Origin of the sequence: Neobacillus cucumis, assembly GCF_016908975.1 — a bacterium.
Lineage (GTDB): Bacteria > Bacillota > Bacilli > Bacillales > Cytobacillaceae > Neobacillus > Neobacillus cucumis.
In genome coordinates, this window is sequence record NZ_JAFBEX010000008.1 from 145,210 (window position 1) to 161,908 (window position 16,699).

Annotated in this window: 18 protein-coding genes; 3 read left to right on the forward strand and 15 right to left on the reverse strand. The window is 38.0% G+C overall.

Annotation, left to right across the window (positions count from 1 at the left end):
- Positions 1-393: 393 nt before the first annotated feature.
- From ald to JOC76_RS12470, 3 genes are all read right to left on the reverse strand, one after another.
- Positions 394-1,512: an alanine dehydrogenase gene (gene ald / locus JOC76_RS12460; RefSeq protein ID WP_205178002.1), complete on the reverse strand. Its 1,119-nt coding sequence runs from the start codon at positions 1,510-1,512 to the stop codon at positions 394-396.
- 128 nt (positions 1,513-1,640) lie between these two features.
- Positions 1,641-1,904: an inner spore coat protein YmaG gene (gene ymaG, locus JOC76_RS12465; protein ID WP_205178220.1), complete on the reverse strand. Its 264-nt coding sequence runs from the start codon at positions 1,902-1,904 to the stop codon at positions 1,641-1,643.
- Positions 1,905-2,137: 233 nt separating this feature from the next.
- Positions 2,138-2,293, reverse strand: a complete 156-nt coding sequence (locus tag JOC76_RS12470; protein ID WP_205178005.1) for a hypothetical protein — start codon at positions 2,291-2,293, stop codon at positions 2,138-2,140.
- A gap of 102 nt (positions 2,294-2,395) precedes the next feature.
- On the opposite strand from JOC76_RS12470, the gene JOC76_RS12475 reads away from it, so the two are divergent.
- Positions 2,396-2,848: a universal stress protein gene (locus tag JOC76_RS12475; protein WP_205178007.1), complete on the forward strand. Its 453-nt coding sequence runs from the start codon at positions 2,396-2,398 to the stop codon at positions 2,846-2,848.
- Positions 2,849-2,946: 98 nt separating this feature from the next.
- On the forward strand, positions 2,947-3,261 hold the full coding sequence (locus JOC76_RS12480) for an ABC transporter C-terminal domain-containing protein (RefSeq protein ID WP_205178009.1): 315 nt from the start codon (positions 2,947-2,949) through the stop codon (positions 3,259-3,261).
- Positions 3,262-3,577: 316 nt separating this feature from the next.
- On the opposite strand, the gene JOC76_RS12485 is transcribed toward JOC76_RS12480, so the two are convergent.
- The 7 genes from JOC76_RS12485 to JOC76_RS12515 all read right to left on the reverse strand — a co-directional run bounded on the left by JOC76_RS12485 (position 3,578) and on the right by JOC76_RS12515 (position 9,458).
- A complete protein-coding gene (locus JOC76_RS12485) occupies positions 3,578-4,090 on the reverse strand; it encodes a MogA/MoaB family molybdenum cofactor biosynthesis protein (RefSeq protein WP_205178011.1) in 513 nt (170 codons plus the stop codon).
- A gap of 3 nt (positions 4,091-4,093) precedes the next feature.
- Entirely contained in the window at positions 4,094-4,927 is an 834-nt protein-coding gene (locus JOC76_RS12490; RefSeq protein WP_205178013.1) for an EcsC family protein, read from the reverse strand.
- 109 nt (positions 4,928-5,036) lie between these two features.
- Positions 5,037-6,224, reverse strand: coding sequence for an acetate kinase (locus tag JOC76_RS12495; RefSeq protein ID WP_205178015.1), 1,188 nt, complete (start codon positions 6,222-6,224; stop codon positions 5,037-5,039).
- A 236-nt stretch (positions 6,225-6,460) separates the two neighbouring features.
- Complete coding sequence (locus JOC76_RS12500; protein WP_205178017.1) at positions 6,461-7,444, reverse strand: class I SAM-dependent methyltransferase; 984 nt, start codon at positions 7,442-7,444, stop codon at positions 6,461-6,463.
- A gap of 104 nt (positions 7,445-7,548) precedes the next feature.
- Positions 7,549-8,049 carry a thiol peroxidase gene (tpx, locus tag JOC76_RS12505; RefSeq protein WP_205178019.1) on the reverse strand — a complete coding sequence of 167 codons (501 nt, stop codon included), beginning with the start codon at positions 8,047-8,049 and terminating at the stop codon, positions 7,549-7,551.
- A gap of 200 nt (positions 8,050-8,249) precedes the next feature.
- Entirely contained in the window at positions 8,250-8,747 is a 498-nt protein-coding gene (gene ytfJ / locus JOC76_RS12510; RefSeq protein WP_205178022.1) for a GerW family sporulation protein, read from the reverse strand.
- 18 nt (positions 8,748-8,765) lie between these two features.
- Positions 8,766-9,458, reverse strand: a complete 693-nt coding sequence (locus JOC76_RS12515) for a DUF2953 domain-containing protein (RefSeq protein WP_205178024.1) — start codon at positions 9,456-9,458, stop codon at positions 8,766-8,768.
- Positions 9,459-9,648: 190 nt separating this feature from the next.
- On the opposite strand from JOC76_RS12515, the gene JOC76_RS12520 reads away from it, so the two are divergent.
- Positions 9,649-10,452 carry an NAD kinase gene (locus JOC76_RS12520; protein WP_205178026.1) on the forward strand — a complete coding sequence of 268 codons (804 nt, stop codon included), beginning with the start codon at positions 9,649-9,651 and terminating at the stop codon, positions 10,450-10,452.
- Between the two features lie 294 nt (positions 10,453-10,746).
- On the opposite strand, the gene rarD is transcribed toward JOC76_RS12520, so the two are convergent.
- The 5 genes from rarD to ezrA form a co-directional block, all read right to left on the reverse strand.
- Positions 10,747-11,679: an EamA family transporter RarD gene (gene rarD, locus JOC76_RS12525; RefSeq protein ID WP_205178028.1), complete on the reverse strand. Its 933-nt coding sequence runs from the start codon at positions 11,677-11,679 to the stop codon at positions 10,747-10,749.
- A 157-nt stretch (positions 11,680-11,836) separates the two neighbouring features.
- On the reverse strand, positions 11,837-12,037 hold the full coding sequence (locus tag JOC76_RS12530) for an alpha/beta-type small acid-soluble spore protein (protein WP_205178030.1): 201 nt from the start codon (positions 12,035-12,037) through the stop codon (positions 11,837-11,839).
- Positions 12,038-12,137: 100 nt separating this feature from the next.
- Positions 12,138-13,343, reverse strand: coding sequence for a tRNA uracil 4-sulfurtransferase ThiI (gene thiI / locus JOC76_RS12535; RefSeq protein ID WP_205178032.1), 1,206 nt, complete (start codon positions 13,341-13,343; stop codon positions 12,138-12,140).
- A complete protein-coding gene (locus JOC76_RS12540) occupies positions 13,344-14,486 on the reverse strand; it encodes a cysteine desulfurase family protein (RefSeq protein WP_205178034.1) in 1,143 nt (380 codons plus the stop codon). It lies immediately after the preceding gene.
- 370 nt (positions 14,487-14,856) lie between these two features.
- On the reverse strand, positions 14,857-16,542 hold the full coding sequence (gene ezrA / locus JOC76_RS12545; RefSeq protein ID WP_205178036.1) for a septation ring formation regulator EzrA: 1,686 nt from the start codon (positions 16,540-16,542) through the stop codon (positions 14,857-14,859).
- Positions 16,543-16,699 lie beyond the last annotated feature (157 nt).

The following is a 16,699-nucleotide window of genomic DNA, read 5'->3' on the forward strand; positions in this document are numbered from 1 at the left end:
ATTTCCGTATAAATAAGGGTAGTTTTTCCGTTTATATGTGCAAATCTTTGGATTTTGTCCTATTTAGAGCAGTTAAGCGGAATTTCTCCGCTTATTTCCTCTTTTTATGCTTCCCCTATGGACATTAGCCGGAAATTCTCCGCCTATGAATTCATTCTCATACCTACACAAAAATCGATACGAAGAAGGCGGAAATGGTTTGCAAACTTCCGAAGAATTAGCAATTAAACGCAAAATAGCAAGGGTATAAACCCTTACTATTTCTAATATTTTCCAATCTTTCTAGCCTTAAATTGCCCTACATTTTAAGTACCAAAAGGATTTGCATTTTCCTGTGCAAATGGACGTTTTGCGATAGGAAACGGAACCCGTTACTAAAAACCGCTTCTTTTTTTATTGCGTAAGTAATGTCCTTGCATCAGAGCAGTTCAGTCCCTGGGCTTCTGCAACGGCTTGATAGGTTACACTGCCTCCAAGCGTATTGACCCCTTTTAACAGGGCCTCATTTTCTAAGCAAGCTTGTTTAATGCCTTTATTAGCAATCTGAATAGCATAAGGGACCGTCACATTTGTTAAGGCAAAGGTTGATGTTCTCGGAACTGCTCCAGGCATATTAGCAACGGCATAATGGAGCACACCATGCTTTACATATGTGGGATGATCATGGGTGGTAATTTTTCCAGTCGTTTCAAATATTCCTCCCTGGTCAATGGCAATATCAACAACCACACTCCCCGGCGACATCGATTGGATCATTTCCTCTGTTATGAGCTTGGGTGCCTTTGCCCCTGGGATTAGAACTGCCCCAATAACTAAATCTGATTCTTTGACCGCTTTAGCAATATTAAAGGGATTTGAGATAAGTGTCGTCACATCAGACCCAAAAATATCATCTAATACCCTAAGCCTTTCAGGATTTACATCAATAATGGTTACTTTTGCCCCTAAGCCAATTGCCATTTTGGCAGCATTTGTACCGGCAACACCACCGCCAATTATCGTTACTGCCCCTCTCGATACTCCCGGAACCCCAGAAAGCAAAATCCCTTTGCCACCGTAGACCTTTTCTAAAAATTGAGCCCCAATTTGCGGCGCCATCCTCCCTGCTACCTCACTCATAGGTGTCAGTAGCGGAAGGCTATTGTTGGCTAGTTGAACCGTTTCGTATGCAATGCCAATTACTTTATGATCAAGTAATGCTTTCGTTAATTCCGGTTCGGGTGCAAGATGTAAATATGTAAATAATATTAACCCTTCACGGAAATAGTGGTATTCACTTGGGAGCGGTTCTTTTACCTTCATAACCATATCCATAGACCAAGCTTCGCTGGCGGTTTCCACGATTGTCGCTCCATTAGAGCGGTAATCTTCATCTAAAAAACCGGAGCCAATTCCTGCATCCTTTTCAATAAAAACCTCATGTCCATATTTCAGTAGACTAATAACTCCTGCTGGTGTCATGGCAACACGATTTTCATTATTTTTGATTTCTTTCGGTACCCCAATCCGCATGTGCTAACCTCCTAAGTCATTTTCTCCGGGTATTACAAGTTACTATACTATATCCTTTTATGAACGAAAAGGTAACCAATATTATGTAATATAAAGAGCTTCGCCAAAATGACAAAGCTCTAAAACGATTAATAGTAATAAGGATAATAAGGATATGGGTAGTAATATGGATAACCGTAACCATACCCATATGGTGCTGTTAATAAAGCACCTGCTGCTAGACCACCTAAAAATGGAAGCCCAAAGCCCCATCCCCACGGTCTACCAAAGCCAAAGCCGAATCCAGGACGGCCGAAACCAAAGCCCGGACGACCAAAACCTCCGAAATGGCCAAAACCTCCAAAATGACCAAAGCCGCCATGGTGAAGTCTTTCATCAGTAGGAATCGTCATTCCTTCATTCACAACATTATTGGGCATATCTAACATACTCAATCTCTCCATTTATTTATTTTGTAATCCTCATTAAAGAATATGCATGATTACCAATAAACTCTTGTGTAAAGGCCCAATCGCATAATTTCCAAGACAAATGTCTAATCCTAGCATAGCAATGAAAAAAGCTGCCTAATGATAGACAGCTTTCTAGATGGTTTTTAACCAAATTATATTACATACTATATTGCCTACTCCTCAATAGCTGCAAAATCACTGCTGTCAGCAAGCGCCGTTCCTTCTCCCATAAACCCACTGTTATAAGAATTAAGAATTTGCTGACTGACTTCTAATGTGCCTTTTTCATCAAAATCAAATGTGTACTTCTTTGATTCCTTTTTGATCATCTGACCCGCCTCCTTTTTCGTATGCTCTATGTTATTGTTCGAAAAATTGAAACAATTATTCCTTGTTAATTAATGTATAATCAAGGTGAGGAGATGATAATCATGGGACTTAAATATCAAAATATTTTAGTCGCTATTGATGGGTCAAAGGAAGCAGATTGGGCGTTCCAAAAAGGGATAGAAATTGCCAAACGCAATGGTGCCCGTATGCTGTTAGTTCATGTGATTGATACACGGTCGTTTGCCTTAATTGAAGCATATGATAGTGTTATTGGAGATCAGGCCGAAAAACAAGCTAAAGTGATGCTTGAAAATTATCAAAAAAAAGCGGTTGAGGCAGGATTAACAGATGTCCAATTCGAAATTGAGTTCGGCTCTCCAAAAATACGCATTCCTAGAGATATTGCCAAAAAACATCAAGTTGATTTAATCCTCTGCGGGGCTACGGGTATGAATGTGGTAGAAAGATTCTTTATCGGAAGTGTTTCAGAACATATAACCCGCTATGCACCATGTGATGTTCTCATCGTTCGAACAATAAAAGATGACGATTAACTTTTCATAACGAAAGCACGGAGCCTAAATGCCCCGTGCTTTTCCCTAAATGGTGCCTGACACCATTATTACTATTTGCAAAATTGGAGGGTAATAAAATGATTGATTATTTTACTTTTGATGAGCGTCTTGGTATTCATGTGCCTGATTTAATGCTTGAGTGGGATAAATATTGCAAGGAAACGCAGCAGTTTATTTTGCTAAATTGGGAAAGAGTTCGGGGCACAATTCCTGACCGGATTGCTGAACTGGAGCAGGAAATTAATCATAAGCAGGCGAAGCTTTCGGATGAAAGTGATTTCCCCCGTTCCTGTAAGTTAAATACTGAAATTGCGGATCTTGCTTCGATTATTAATGATCTATGGCTCTATTATCGAGCCGACCAAACGATTTCGACAAAAGTCCATCAATAAAACTCCCTAACTAGCAGGGAGTTTTTTTAGCTTAAGGCTCTATTATTATTCAGATTTTCGTTTAGGTAAAGAATTCATAGGCGGAAAATTTCCGGCTAATGTATATAGAGGTAGCTTAAGAAGCAGAGATAAGCGGAAATATTCCGGTTAATTACACTAAATAAGAAAAAATCCAGAGATTTGGATAATTTAAACGGAAAAACTTCCTTTATTTTAATGGAAATATGGGTATTTCCTAATTTAAACGGAATTTTTCCGTTTATTTTTCAAACACAGTGAAATCAACATTTAGTTATAACAGAGCCTTGCGCTTCTCTTATAAATCCTTTTTTATTTCTCTAACAACATGCCCAATCTCAGGCAAAATTAATTTGTTCATAGCCAATTTGACTGCACCTGTGGAGCCTGGAGTAGAAAATACTGCTTTGTCTTTCACAACACCTGCAATAGCTCTTGATAGAATCGCTGCAGAACCGATATCCTCCTGATAACTAATCATTCGAAATAATTCCCCAAACCCGACCATCTCTTTCTCCAGAAGACCTGCAACAGTTTCAATGGTAACATCCCGTTTAGCCATTCCCGTTCCGCCATTCGTTAGAATAACATCAATATCCTCACGTTCGCAGCCCTTTAAGATTTCATTTTGAATGGGAGTGGATTCATCTTTAACAATACAATAATCTACGATTTTATGTCCTGCACCCTCAAGCATTTCTATCATGAGTCTGCCGCTTTTATCTGTTTCTTGATTTCGTGTATCACTTACTGTTATAATTTTACAGTTAATCCCCTTCGGTGCTTCCTTTTTATGTTCTTGAATACTCATTTATTACTCCTCTTTGTGCAATAAATATCGCAGCTGATAATATTTATGGGCAAAATCCGTTACTTTTCGGGTGAGTTGATAATTCGTCCCCGCTCCTATAGCCATGCTGACTAACGGTATACCTTGAATGGTTCTTTTGCGGAACAGCATAATCACGATTGCTTTAAATAACTGCTGAGCGGGTTGTTCCATCCAAGTGATATCCGTAATTTCCTCATTACCCTCATAAAAGTATCGTTCATCCTGTTCCTCTAATTCTGTCACCAAGGAAGCCCAGCCCTCTTTTTGGATTCTTGGCGGCAATGTAGCGACGTGGAACACCTTTAAAGAGGTCATCATCTCAAAGGGAGTATTCACTTCAAACCCGTAGGTCATTGCAATCAATTGAACCACACGCAAATTAATGACGGCCATGGCAGGTATATCCGCCCCCAATAGAAGGGTCCCACCCGTCCCAGAGAGCCCGCCTTGTACAAAGGAATAGACACGATGCCTGGCAATTTGCTGCTCTGCTATGTATTGTAATTGATCAATATTCAATTGTCGCAAGTCCGCTATTTTCTCTACCTCTTTATTGAAAATTCTACCAGAAGTAAGGATTCTTTCCTTTGCATCCATTTGAAGCTGTGACCCTTGAATAATACTGTGTAAATGAAACAACCATCCATCAATAACCGAAAAAAATTGACTTTGCACTTTTTCAGGCAATAAGGAAAAGGACCGTTCCAAATATTTTTCATAGAGTAACTGAAAATCATTGGCTTCGTAATTTAATAAACTTTTTTCCCATGAGCGTATTTCATTCATTACCAATGTTTCACGGTCTGTCAATGGCATGTAATCCCTCCTGCTCATTGTTATATTTCCAGTATATCACAATCCTTAGCAAGACAGAAAAAGGCAAAAGCTTTTAAATCCAGCTTTTGCCTCATTATTGAAGTATATATTAGTGTGAGAGACGAACAACGTCACGCGCAATCATAACCTCTTCATTTGTTGGAATAATTAACACCTTAACAGGTGAATGAGGATAGTTAATAAATGCTTCTTCTCCTCTTACTTTATTTAAAGCAGGGTCCCAATAAACACCCATAAATTCTAATCCTTTTAGGATACGTTCTCTAATCGGGTCACTATTTTCGCCAATACCGGCAGTGAAAATAATCGCATCTACGCCATACATACGAGCAGCATATGAACCGAGATATTTATGAATACGATTAGCAAACACATCTAAGGCAAGCTCTGCACGCTCATTACCTTTGTTAGCTTCACCAATAATATCCCGAAGATCACTTGAAAAACCAGAAACGGCTAACATACCGCTCTTTTTATTCAACACATCAAGCACTTCTTCAACTGATTGATTTGTTTTTTCCATAATATACGGAATAAGGGCCGGGTCAATATTTCCTGAACGTGTACCCATGGTTACGCCTGCAAGTGGTGTGAATCCCATAGAGGTATCAATAGACTTCCCGCCTTCAATCGCAGCAATACTTGCTCCGTTTCCTAAGTGACAGGAAATTAAGCGAAGCTGTTCGATTGGACGACCTAGTAACTCAGCAGCGCGCTGTGAAACATATTTATGGCTTGTGCCATGGAAACCATATTTACGGATACCATATTTTTTATAGTATTCATATGGCAAGCTGTATAAGAATGAGCTCTCAGGCATCGTTTGATGAAAGGCTGTATCGAAAACAGCAACTGCTGGTACATTAGGAAGAACCTGTTTGAATGCTTTAATACCAGTAACATTTGCCGGATTATGCAATGGAGCTAATTCTGATAATTCCTCAATTTTAGTCAATACTTCGTCAGTTATTAATACGGAATCCGTAAACGTTTCACCTCCGTGTACAACACGGTGGCCAATCCCTTCAATTTCATCTAGAGACTTAATAATGCCTAACGAAGTCAATTTATCGAGTAGCATTTTAACAGCTACCTCATGATCTGGTATATCAAGAATTTCTTGGATTTTTTCACCATTAGCTGTAATATTAAAAATTGAATCGTTTAGACCAATTCTTTCAATTAACCCTTTTGTAATAACATCTTCGCTTGGCATTTCAAACAACTGAAACTTCAAGGAAGAACTACCTGCATTGATCGCAATAACTTTTGCCATGTTTAACGCTCCTTTTATATAACAACATCAACTTGTCAAATAAGATGTCCTAATACACCTTATTTTGTGCAAACCGACCGTGTTTATTTCCCTCAATTTTTCATTTAATCACTGTAGTTAAGACATTTCAAGGAATAAATCACATGGTAACGATTACATGACAAATGTTCATATATTCACAAATTTCTTAATTTAAGGACAAATAGAAAAAGGATAAAACTAGGAATATTCCTGCTTTATCCTTTATTTTCTTGAAACCATTTTTCCATTTTGGTGAGCATTTTATCCATCTCATATGCGTTCGAGAGACTGGGCAGATTTACGAGAAGTGCTTGCTTTGGCGGCTGAATACCTTCTCCATTTTTTTGTAAAATTAATATACTTTTCGCTGAATTTTTATTTTTAAAAATGCTCGTTGGCAATTGAAGCAGCCCCTGGATATAGACATGCTCTTTTATATACTCATGAAGGGCAGCTGCTTGTTCACTTTCAAACAAGCCATTTGGCACTAGGAAAAACAAATATCCCCCGGGATTCGTATGGCGAACACTTTGTTCTATAAATAAATGATGGGAATAAGAATGCCCCTTATCTGATTTTAATTCATAATCTGCCGCTCTAATATCATTAGGGTAATACCCAATAGGTAAATCAGCTATTACTGAATCCACTGGTTCAATAAATAATGATTCTAAGCTGTCCTGGTTAAAAAATTGAATCGGATGACCTTGCAAATTCGCATTAACATAGGCCAGTTTAATAAGAATGTCGTCAATTTCGACCCCAACAGCAGAAATTTGTTTATTCGAATGATTTAACACTGTTGTTAAAAGATTACCGGTTCCAACAGCAGGATCAAGGAGACGGAAGGCAGGTTTCTTGATAAATTTTTCAACAAGATAGCCAAAAAGCATTCCTATAGAATCAGGTGTCATCTGATGATTCGGCTGAACATTTTCCTTCATTCCTTTTAATATCACTAATTGAAAGGCTTTACGAAGGTCTTCGTTTGAGAATTGATCCAATTTTAGCTCACTGTATTGTTTCTTAAGCCTTTTGACGGTTAATTCACTTAACTCTTCCTGTAAGATGGCCCCCTGAAATAGATTTTCACCTGTCTCTGCCAGTGCTTCGAGATAACTGCAGGCTAATTCATCTTGTAAAATCAGGGCAGTCTCATTAAATAAGGTAAATAATTCTTCTACTGGAGAAATATTCATTGGTTCCCTCCATAATTAAAATTTCCTTATCCATTCTATACGAGTATGTATTTTTTAAACAAGTAAAAAGACCTCGCAATTTATGCCGAGGTCTTTAGCTAATATTATTTTGCGCTTTTAGCAGCTTCAAGTGCTGCTTCGTAGTTTGGATGATTTGTTGCTTCACTTACATATTCTACATATACCACTGTATCACTTGAATCAACGACAAATACAGCACGAGTTAACAATCTTAACTCTTGGATTGCCACTCCATATGCTTCACCAAATGAAAGGTCACGGTGGTCAGATAGAGTTTGAACATTCTCAATACCAGCAGCGGCACACCAGCGTTTTTGAGCAAATGGTAAGTCCACACTTACTGTTAAAATTTTCACATTTCCTAAAGAGTTTGCTTCTTCATTGAAGCGGCGAGTTTCCGCATCACAAACACCTGTGTCTAATGATGGTACGGATGAAATCAAACGAACCTGACCCTTTGTATCGTTTAGAGTTACTTCTGATAAATCGTTTGCAAGAACGGTGAAATTAGGAGCCTTGTCCCCTACCTTTACCTCATTGCCTAAAAGTGTAATTTGATTTCCTTTAAATGTTACATTTGCCATTTCTCTTCATCCTCCTTTGTCGTATTAAAGTCATTCGCCTTCAAACAAATAACTCTAAATATGTACAGTGTAAATATATCTTTTCATAGCTTTTTTTGCAATTATTTGAACTAAGGAAATTTTTTTAGAATGCCTTGTTACTAAGAAGTGCAAACAAAAAGTTAATCCTCCTGCAAAGTGGAAGATTAACTTTTTGTTCTTTAGAATTCTAAATCTACTTTAGGTTGATGTTGTTGATGCTGTTGTGTTTGCGGCTGCTCTTGTTTATTGGATTGCTGCTGCTTATTCTCATCTTTCTTTGAAAACATTTGCTGGATTTTATCGACCGCCTGCGGGGCAAGCTCGAGAATTTTTTCATATAAATGAGTGCTTTCGTCTAAATGAAGCATTTTAACACCTTGAGAATTAACAATTAAAAAGGCAATCGGAGTAATTGATACACCGCCGCCGCTCCCGCCTCCAAATGGGAGTTTAGGCTGGGCGTCTTTTTGACCGTCTTTTTGACTATCTTTTTGGCTATTATCGACTTTAAACTCACTGCCCCCGGCAGCAAAACCAAATCCAACCTTTGATACTGTTAAAATAACACTTCCATCAGGGGTTTCTACCGGATCCCCAATAATGGTATTCACGTCAATCATTTCTTTTAAACTTTCCATTGCGGTCGTCATCAGACCTTGAATTGGGTGGTCAGACATAGGATGATTCCTCCTCTATTAAACGGTTTTAGTTTTTTCTTCCCGAAAATCTGTCTTACTTTTTAAGTGCGGTTTCCCGCCCTTCCAGAATTTCATCAGTTTTAATCCTGCGAGAATAGCATACCCGATTCGAAACTGAAACATACATATTAACCTAGTATGAATGACAGATGCTTGAAAATGGGGATTGATCGATAATTGGGGCATCTCTTTCATCTTCATATAAGAACTGAGGATTCCCATTATCCCCCCTTTAACAGCCCACAAAGCCCCCGTCATCATTCCAGTATAAGCGGCGTCACCAACGCCTATTAAGGTCTGCCACTCTATATGTTTAATCGTGACCCTTTGTAAAAACTTTTTCACAATTACATGCAATCCTAATACCTTATGTATCAAATCTTTTGTTTTCTGAAGATTACTTAAAAATTCATCGTTATCGATTTGATTGACTTTAGGCTCGGTCTCGTCATTCGGTGAATCCTCCATATGTGCTTCACTTTTTACAATCAAACTAGGAGAGTCATCATCCACCTTAATAGAGGGTACTTTTATTTTGTATTTGATTAATCCAAACCAGATTCTTAACTCAACCTTTAAATCGTCATTATCATTAAAATGGGAGTAATGAACATAGATACTTAACTTTGTAAAAATAATTAATAGGAATAAGAACAATATCAAGAGAAATGAGATGAACAGCCAGAACATTTTCTCACATCCTTTCAGCCCATTATTATTTGCTTTTCAATAAAAAATAAACCTGTCATCATGATATTAAGCGGTTACTTCTCTTTTTATATTGTTTCAAAAAAATGCTAAACTAATGATAGAAGATTATATTTTTATATTTTCAGCTTAGAGCCTACATCATCATCAACAGCTTACAGGGGGATTAGAGATGGATACTAGACGCAATATATATTTTTACCACAAACGGGATCCTGAATTGCTTGTAAAAATAGCACCACTATTAGACTTAGCTAAACAGTTTGATTTTACTATTGTTGATGATTTTCGAAGGGCCAATATTATTGCAAGTGTCGGTGATGATGGAACATTTTTGCAAGCGGTAAGAAAAACAGGCTTCCGTGACGATTGTCTTTATATGGGGATTTCAGTCTTGGATAACTTAAGCATGTATTGTGATTTTCGAATCAATGATACATCGAAAATGATCGAAGCTATGACCTCAAACACACAAGTGAAGGTTCGCCGCTATCCCACAATAGAAGTAACAGTGGATGGACAAAGTACGTTTCGCTGCTTAAATGAATTTAGTATTCGCTCGGCCATTATTAAAACTCTCGTGATAGATGTATTCATTGATCAACTGCACCTCGAAACCTTCCGGGGTGATGGCTTAATTGTCGCTACTCCAACCGGTAGCACTGCTTATAATAAATCAGTTAATGGGGCAGTTGTCGACCCACTCCTCTCCTGTATGCAAGTAAGCGAGGTGTCTTCTGTTAACAATAATCTCTACCGAACACTTGGTGCTTCCTTTATTGTTGGAAGTGAGCGGACACTCACCTTAAGAGTCATTTCAGAAGGGAATGACCACCCAACAATGGGAATGGATAATGAGGCATTAAGCATCCGTCATGTAGAAACTATTCAAATCAAAATAAATGATAAAAAAATCAAAACATTAAAATTAAAAGACAACTCTTTTTGGAATAAAGTAAAGCGTACATTTTTATAAAATTTGGCTCTGTAAACGATATTGTTGTTGTTTTTTACCCTGTTGATTGGAGCGGAAGGCGCTCGACTCCTCGAAAATGCTATCGCATTTTCTTCGTGCGTGGGCGGATTCGAGGATGAATTTCAATGTCCTGCGGGAGTACGGGGCAGGGGAGACCCCACAGGCGCTTTCTTCGCCGAGGAAGCTTCCCCGGCACGCCCGCGGGTTCGCTGAGCGCCTGGAGCGGAAATCAACAGCCCAATTAACAGAGGCTAAAATTAAAAAACCCTTATCACGTCGGATAAGGGTTTTTAATTATAGTGCGGCTCCATTTTGTTTTGGCAGCTTAACTTCTCTTTGTGGAAACAGTTTTGTTTTGGAAAGAGAATAGATAGCAAGCGCAGACCAAATAAAGATAAAGGAAACTAATTGTATTTTAGAAAAATGTTCATGGTAGACGAAGACACCAAGGATTAACGTTAGTGTCGGTGAAAGATACTGCAAGAAACCAAGTAAGGACAACGGAATCTTTTGTGCCCCTTTTGCAAAATAGAGTAACGGAATAGCGGTGGCAGCACCTGCACCCATTAATAATAAATCAGTTCCACAGCCTGCTTGAAATAAGGAATTAGTTCCAGTGAAAGCTAAGTAAATCATATAAATGGCAGCAATCGGCGCTAACACCATAGTTTCTAATGTTAAACCTACAGATGATTCCACATTAATAAGCTTCTTAGCAAGCCCATATAAACCAAAGGATAAAGCCAATGAAATAGCAATCCATGGAAAGACACCGTGAGAAACAGTTATGATCACTACCCCAATCGCTGCTAAGATAAAGGATACATATTGATACACAGTTAATTTTTCCTTTAAGACCATCATTCCTAATAAAATACTGATTAGTGGATTTATATAATAGCCAAGACTTGCCTCTATCATATGTCCACTATTCACCGCCCAGATATAGACAAACCAATTAATACTAATTAAAACGGAAGCAATGGTTAAGGCGTACATTTGTTTTTTATTTTCAGCAAATCCTTTTAAGGTTCGAACAAATAAACTCCACTTTTTCGTACAAATGAGAACGATCACCATAAAAATAAACGACCAAAAAATTCGATTAGCAAGAATTTCTTGTGCATTTACTTGGTGTAGGAACTTCCAATAGATCGGTAATAGCCCCCAGAGAAAATAAGAAAAGCCAGCTTGGATTACTCCCACTTTAATATCATTTTTTTTCATTTGTTTTCCCGATCCCCTTAATGTTTCTGATTTCGAAATACTCTTTATTATACCGCTAAAACGAAGAATGAGAAGAACTTTTTGCTTTCCAATTTGTATAAATAGAAAGAGAGCGGGAGTTGCCTCCACGCTCTCTGTAGCCATCTTATTCAATTGATTAACGAGCAAATCCGCCGCCTAATTGTTGTTCAGCCATTGCTACTAGACGCTTAGTGATTTCACCACCAACAGATCCGTTAGCACGTGAAGTAGTGTCAGCACCAAGATTTACACCAAATTCTTGAGCAATCTCATATTTCATTTGATCAAGAGCTTGTTCAACACCAGGAACTACTAAGTTGTTTGAGTTATTTGCCATGTGATAATCACCTCCTTGTGAGTATAGAATGTGTAGAAACCCAAAAGTTCATTCTATAATCCAATTGGTAATTGTTCACAAAAAATTAATATTTTGTTAATCAAAATAATGAATCAAATTCTGATTTTTGCTCAACAGGTTGAATGATAAGAGTTTCAACCTCCTGAACGGCCTCATCTATTAATGGATTAAAATCAAAATAGCTTTCATAACGCTGGACTTTTTCCCGCCGTGGTTTGGTTTTTGGTGAGGCTGGAACAAAGATTGTACAGCAATCCTCATAAGGTCTATTTGATATTTCAAGTGTATCAATTTCATGCGCGATTTTAATAATATCTGTTTTGTCCATCATAATCAAAGGACGAAGAATGGGAGTGTTCGTTACTTCATTAATCGTAAACATACTTTCTAAAGTCTGGCTCGCCACCTGACCAATACTTTCACCCGTAATAATGGCAAGAGCACCCTCTTTATTTCGAATTTCATCCGCAATTAGAAGCATCATTCTTCTTGTCGTCGTCATGGAATAGTTTTCAGGTATTTGATTACGAATGGCTTGTTGAACATTGGTGAAAGGCACTATATGAAGCTTGATGCTGCTTCCATATATTTCGGCCAGCTTTTTCGTTAAATCCACAACCTTTGCTTTCGCACGCTCACTTGTATAAGGCGGGCTAAAAAAATGAATCGCTTCTATTTCTAAACCACGTTTCATAGCCATAAACCCAGCAACAGGGCTGTCAATACCTCCTGAAAGCATGAGCATAGCTTTTCCGCTCGAGCCAACTGGCAGGCCACCAGGTCCCAAAATATTTTCACATGATAAATAAATGGCTTCTGATCTGACTTCAATTTGTAAGTTAATATCCGGATTCCGAACATCTACCCGAAGACCTGGAATATTCCCAAGTAAAAAGCCACCAATGGTTCTGTTAATTCCATCTGTATTTAACACGAACGTTTTATCTGAACGTCTAGGGGTCACTTTAAAGGTTTGCCCTTCCTTGTATAATGACTTTACTAATTCCAATGCGGAGTGCTTGAGGGCCTCCACATCTCTTTCTACCTTAATTGCCGGACTAAAGGATTGAATCCCAAATATATGTTGTAGTTTTTCGATAATTTCTATACCATCTTCTCCATTTAATAATACATACATACGATCCCGGCCTGCCTCTATTTTAATATTCGGAAAAGGAGCCAGAGCTATTTTCACACTTTTTCTGAGTTTTTCAACAAACTTATTGCGATTTCGTCCTTTTGTGGAAATTTCTCCATAACGTATAAGAATACGATCATAATTCATTTACTTCATTACCTTTCGTAATTGGTCTGCACACTTTTTAATTACCCTCACAGCTGCTTTGGCCTCTTCTTCCGTATTATCAAAAGAGAGACTGATTCGAATGGAACTATCGGCTAAGTTCTCTGATACCCCCATTGCAAGGAGTGTTTTACTTGGGGATTTCTTTTTAGATGAGCAAGCACTTGTGGTTGATACGAACACATTCTCCTGTTCTAGTGCATGAATAAATACTTCCGATTTCATTCCTTCTAATGAAAAATTCAAGATATGAATAGCGGCACCTTCAATTGGTGTATGAATTTTCACACCTTCCATTTCTTGCAATTCTGCCCGTAAAATCGTTTGGATTCTTTTTATTTTCTTTGTGCCTGTTTCACTTATTTCTAATGTCATTCTAAGGGCCTTCGCTAGCGCAACGAATCCTGCGACATTTTCCGTACCGCTTCGCATCCTTCGCTCTTGATTACCACCGGCTAATAATGGAGAAAGTCTTACACCTTCACGAATAAATAAAACCCCTGTCCCTTTTAAGCCGTGGAATTTATGGGCCGATAATGAGCAAAGATCTACCCTGTTTTGGTATAAAGACAAAGGAAGTTTTCCAATTGCCTGAACAGCATCGACATGAAATAAAATCGATGGGTACTTTTTTAAAATTTGCCCAATTTCAGAAATGGGCTGAATTGTGCCTACTTCATTATTCACCTGCATAATGGAAACTAATATGGTATCTTTTCGTATCGACTTTGCAACATCAGCTGCCGAAACCCTTCCATCCTGGTCCACTGGCAGATAGGTAATCTCAAATCCCTCATCATTAAGCTGCTCCATCGCTGCTAATACAGATGCATGTTCCACTCTAGTCGTGATGATATGCTGTCCCCTATTTCGGTTCATATAAGCAGCACCTTTAATGGCTGTATTGTTGCTCTCCGTGCCTCCAGAGGTAAAATATATTTCAAAAGGTTTTACCTTTAATAGTTTTGCTACTTGCTCTCTCGCCTGTGTGAGCAAGTTCTCCGCCTGTCCACCCATACTATGCAAGGAAGAAGGATTTCCATAATATTCAGTTGAAACGGTTAAAAAAGAGTCTAAAACTTCTTTATATGGTCTCGTTGTTGCACTATTATCAAAATAAATCATGATGTTACTCCTCCCCCCCTTTAGACACTTAACAAAAATAAATCTTACCATAATTAAATTCATTTGAAAAAAAAAAGAAAAGCGTAAGGCGCTTAGTCTTAGGCGACAAGCACAAGCCGAGCCGGCCGAAAGGTTGCTCTTTAACCTTTTGGACGGATTGATCTAAATGTGGAGGCGACTGTTCTGGGACTCTAGGCTAAGACGCACCCTGAAAGAAGGCTTTTTGCCTTCTTCAGGGGGTGGCTTATGACTTGAGTCCCAAGGAGCCGCAACTGGATATGCTTGTGACCTCGAGCCGATAGCGCCTGGAGCTAGACAAAGAAAAAAACCAATTCAACTTTTGTAGCTGAATCGGTTTCTTTTTAGTTTTTTATTCAGTAACCGCTGCTTTGATTTTCTTTAATGCTTCCGGATCAATCCCCTGAAGTGAAGCAGCTACCTGCTCTAATGCCTCCTGATAATCGTAATGCCTAAATGCCTCTTCCGCATTGGCTAAACCTTTCGCAACAGATGGGTTTTTACTACGATATCGATTTCCATACTGGATGGCTTTTTCGGCCAGCGTGACATTTTCGATTAACTCATGAGTAGTCATTACCAGCTTGTCTACAGTTAAAACAGCAACCTCTAGATATTGATTAAGTGCAGAGATATTAAGCGGCTTTTCTTGAAGCTGAAAACGAACATTTTGGATACTTTCGTTGGTTTCCTCGAATAAAAATTGGTAATTCGCCGGCAGACCTGGTACATTGTTTTTCTTTACAATCCGAATGGTTTCACCAAGTTTTTTGGTTAATTCCTTTACCTTTTCTCTCGCTTCAATCTCATCTTTTCTTAACGCCTGAAGTTTTAAGGCAAATTCCTGCTGTCCTTCACGGATATTATCTAATTGTACTTTTATCGCATTTAATTCATCATAAAGGACTGATTGTGCCGTTTCATTCATCTTTAATTTTTCAACTAATATTTCATAGTGCTTATATACCGTTGTTAGCTCTTTCTCAAGCTGCCTCTGTGTCTCAAAGTCACTGTCAGATATTTGATAGCTTTGCTGAACGGCTGAAAATTCGTTAGAAAGAACTCTATTCTCTTTTTGAGCAGCATCTAAAAGCTCAAAGGCTTCTTTTTCATTTTTGACCACAAAATGCTTGGCGTGTACTTCCTTCTCTAAAAGATCGAACAATACATCAATTCGATCCTTGACTTCTTTCATTCCTTCTTCTGCTTGATCAATTTCAGCTGATTCAATTAATGCATGATTTTCAACCAATTTTTCTTCTAACATTTTAATTTCTTGATCCACACCGATATGTTCTAAATAATATCCCTGATCAATCATTTCACGCTGTCCTACTAAACAATCCGATAATAGGTTTGGAAGCAGGGACTGACATTCAATTAACATCTGTGGGATTATATCCATGTGATGTTTAATTTTTCCAAGCTGACTATGTATTTGTAAAACAACTTCACGAGCTTCGAGGTAATTGCCCAGTTCGGTTTTTTCATCACATTCTTGGAATTTCTGTGCCACATCATTTAGTTGCTTTTCTAACTGTTTTTCCGAGTTTCCAAAACTATGCCTGTGAGCCAAGAGCATCTTTTTGGCTTCACGGTATTTGTCTTTTAACTCTTCTAATTCTATTCTATTTTTTTCCTCACTGCCGACCAGTTCATGCAATTCATCTAGAATATTTTTAATTTGATCTTCTATTTCCTGCAATTTTTTTTCAATTGAATGTTGTACCTCCTTGGCCTTTTTGAAACGATAACGGTCTGTATGCTCTTCCGCATCAAAGAGCATTTCTTCTAAATCAGGGAGCTTCACAGTTACAACATCATCCCATTCATTCCGCCAACGTTCAAATAGCTCCTCCGTTTGACCTGTCATGTTTAACTGTTTTACCTTCAACATTTCCTCTAGTATTGGACGATTTAGTAAATCAATTTTCCAAGCTTCCAGCCTGTCGATTTCCTTAAAATACTTTCGTTTTATTAAATATCCCCATACAAATAAGGCAAGTATTAGGATGATAAATCCAATAATATACTTCACAAAAAAAGCCCCCTATTTCCCAACAACATTGATTAAAATGATTCGATAATCCATCTATATTAAAAAGTTTTAAAATGTTCTTATTCAATGCTATTATGATACCATGTTAACGACATTTTTTGACTATTAATTTCAATTTTTTTGTAAAATAGAAAAA

Excerpts from the sequence above, each read along its gene's own strand:
- ald (WP_205178002.1), bottom strand. The coding sequence starts at position 1,512 with ATGCGGATTGGGGTACCGAAAGAAATCAAAAATAATGAAAATCGTGTT.
- ymaG (WP_205178220.1), bottom strand. The coding sequence starts at position 1,904 with ATGACGATTCCTACTGATGAAAGACTTCACCATGGCGGCTTTGGTCAT.
- JOC76_RS12470 (WP_205178005.1), bottom strand. The coding sequence starts at position 2,293 with ATGATCAAAAAGGAATCAAAGAAGTACACATTTGATTTTGATGAAAAA.
- JOC76_RS12475 (WP_205178007.1), top strand. The coding sequence starts at position 2,396 with ATGGGACTTAAATATCAAAATATTTTAGTCGCTATTGATGGGTCAAAG.
- JOC76_RS12480 (WP_205178009.1), top strand. The coding sequence starts at position 2,947 with ATGATTGATTATTTTACTTTTGATGAGCGTCTTGGTATTCATGTGCCT.
- JOC76_RS12485 (WP_205178011.1), bottom strand. The coding sequence starts at position 4,090 with ATGAGTATTCAAGAACATAAAAAGGAAGCACCGAAGGGGATTAACTGT.
- JOC76_RS12490 (WP_205178013.1), bottom strand. The coding sequence starts at position 4,927 with ATGCCATTGACAGACCGTGAAACATTGGTAATGAATGAAATACGCTCA.
- JOC76_RS12495 (WP_205178015.1), bottom strand. The coding sequence starts at position 6,224 with ATGGCAAAAGTTATTGCGATCAATGCAGGTAGTTCTTCCTTGAAGTTT.
- JOC76_RS12500 (WP_205178017.1), bottom strand. The coding sequence starts at position 7,444 with ATGAATATTTCTCCAGTAGAAGAATTATTTACCTTATTTAATGAGACT.
- tpx (WP_205178019.1), bottom strand. The coding sequence starts at position 8,049 with ATGGCAAATGTAACATTTAAAGGAAATCAAATTACACTTTTAGGCAAT.
- ytfJ (WP_205178022.1), bottom strand. The coding sequence starts at position 8,747 with ATGTCTGACCACCCAATTCAAGGTCTGATGACGACCGCAATGGAAAGT.
- JOC76_RS12515 (WP_205178024.1), bottom strand. The coding sequence starts at position 9,458 with ATGTTCTGGCTGTTCATCTCATTTCTCTTGATATTGTTCTTATTCCTA.
- JOC76_RS12520 (WP_205178026.1), top strand. The coding sequence starts at position 9,649 with ATGGATACTAGACGCAATATATATTTTTACCACAAACGGGATCCTGAA.
- rarD (WP_205178028.1), bottom strand. The coding sequence starts at position 11,679 with ATGAAAAAAAATGATATTAAAGTGGGAGTAATCCAAGCTGGCTTTTCT.
- JOC76_RS12530 (WP_205178030.1), bottom strand. The coding sequence starts at position 12,037 with ATGGCAAATAACTCAAACAACTTAGTAGTTCCTGGTGTTGAACAAGCT.
- thiI (WP_205178032.1), bottom strand. The coding sequence starts at position 13,343 with ATGAATTATGATCGTATTCTTATACGTTATGGAGAAATTTCCACAAAA.
- JOC76_RS12540 (WP_205178034.1), bottom strand. The coding sequence starts at position 14,486 with ATGATTTATTTTGATAATAGTGCAACAACGAGACCATATAAAGAAGTT.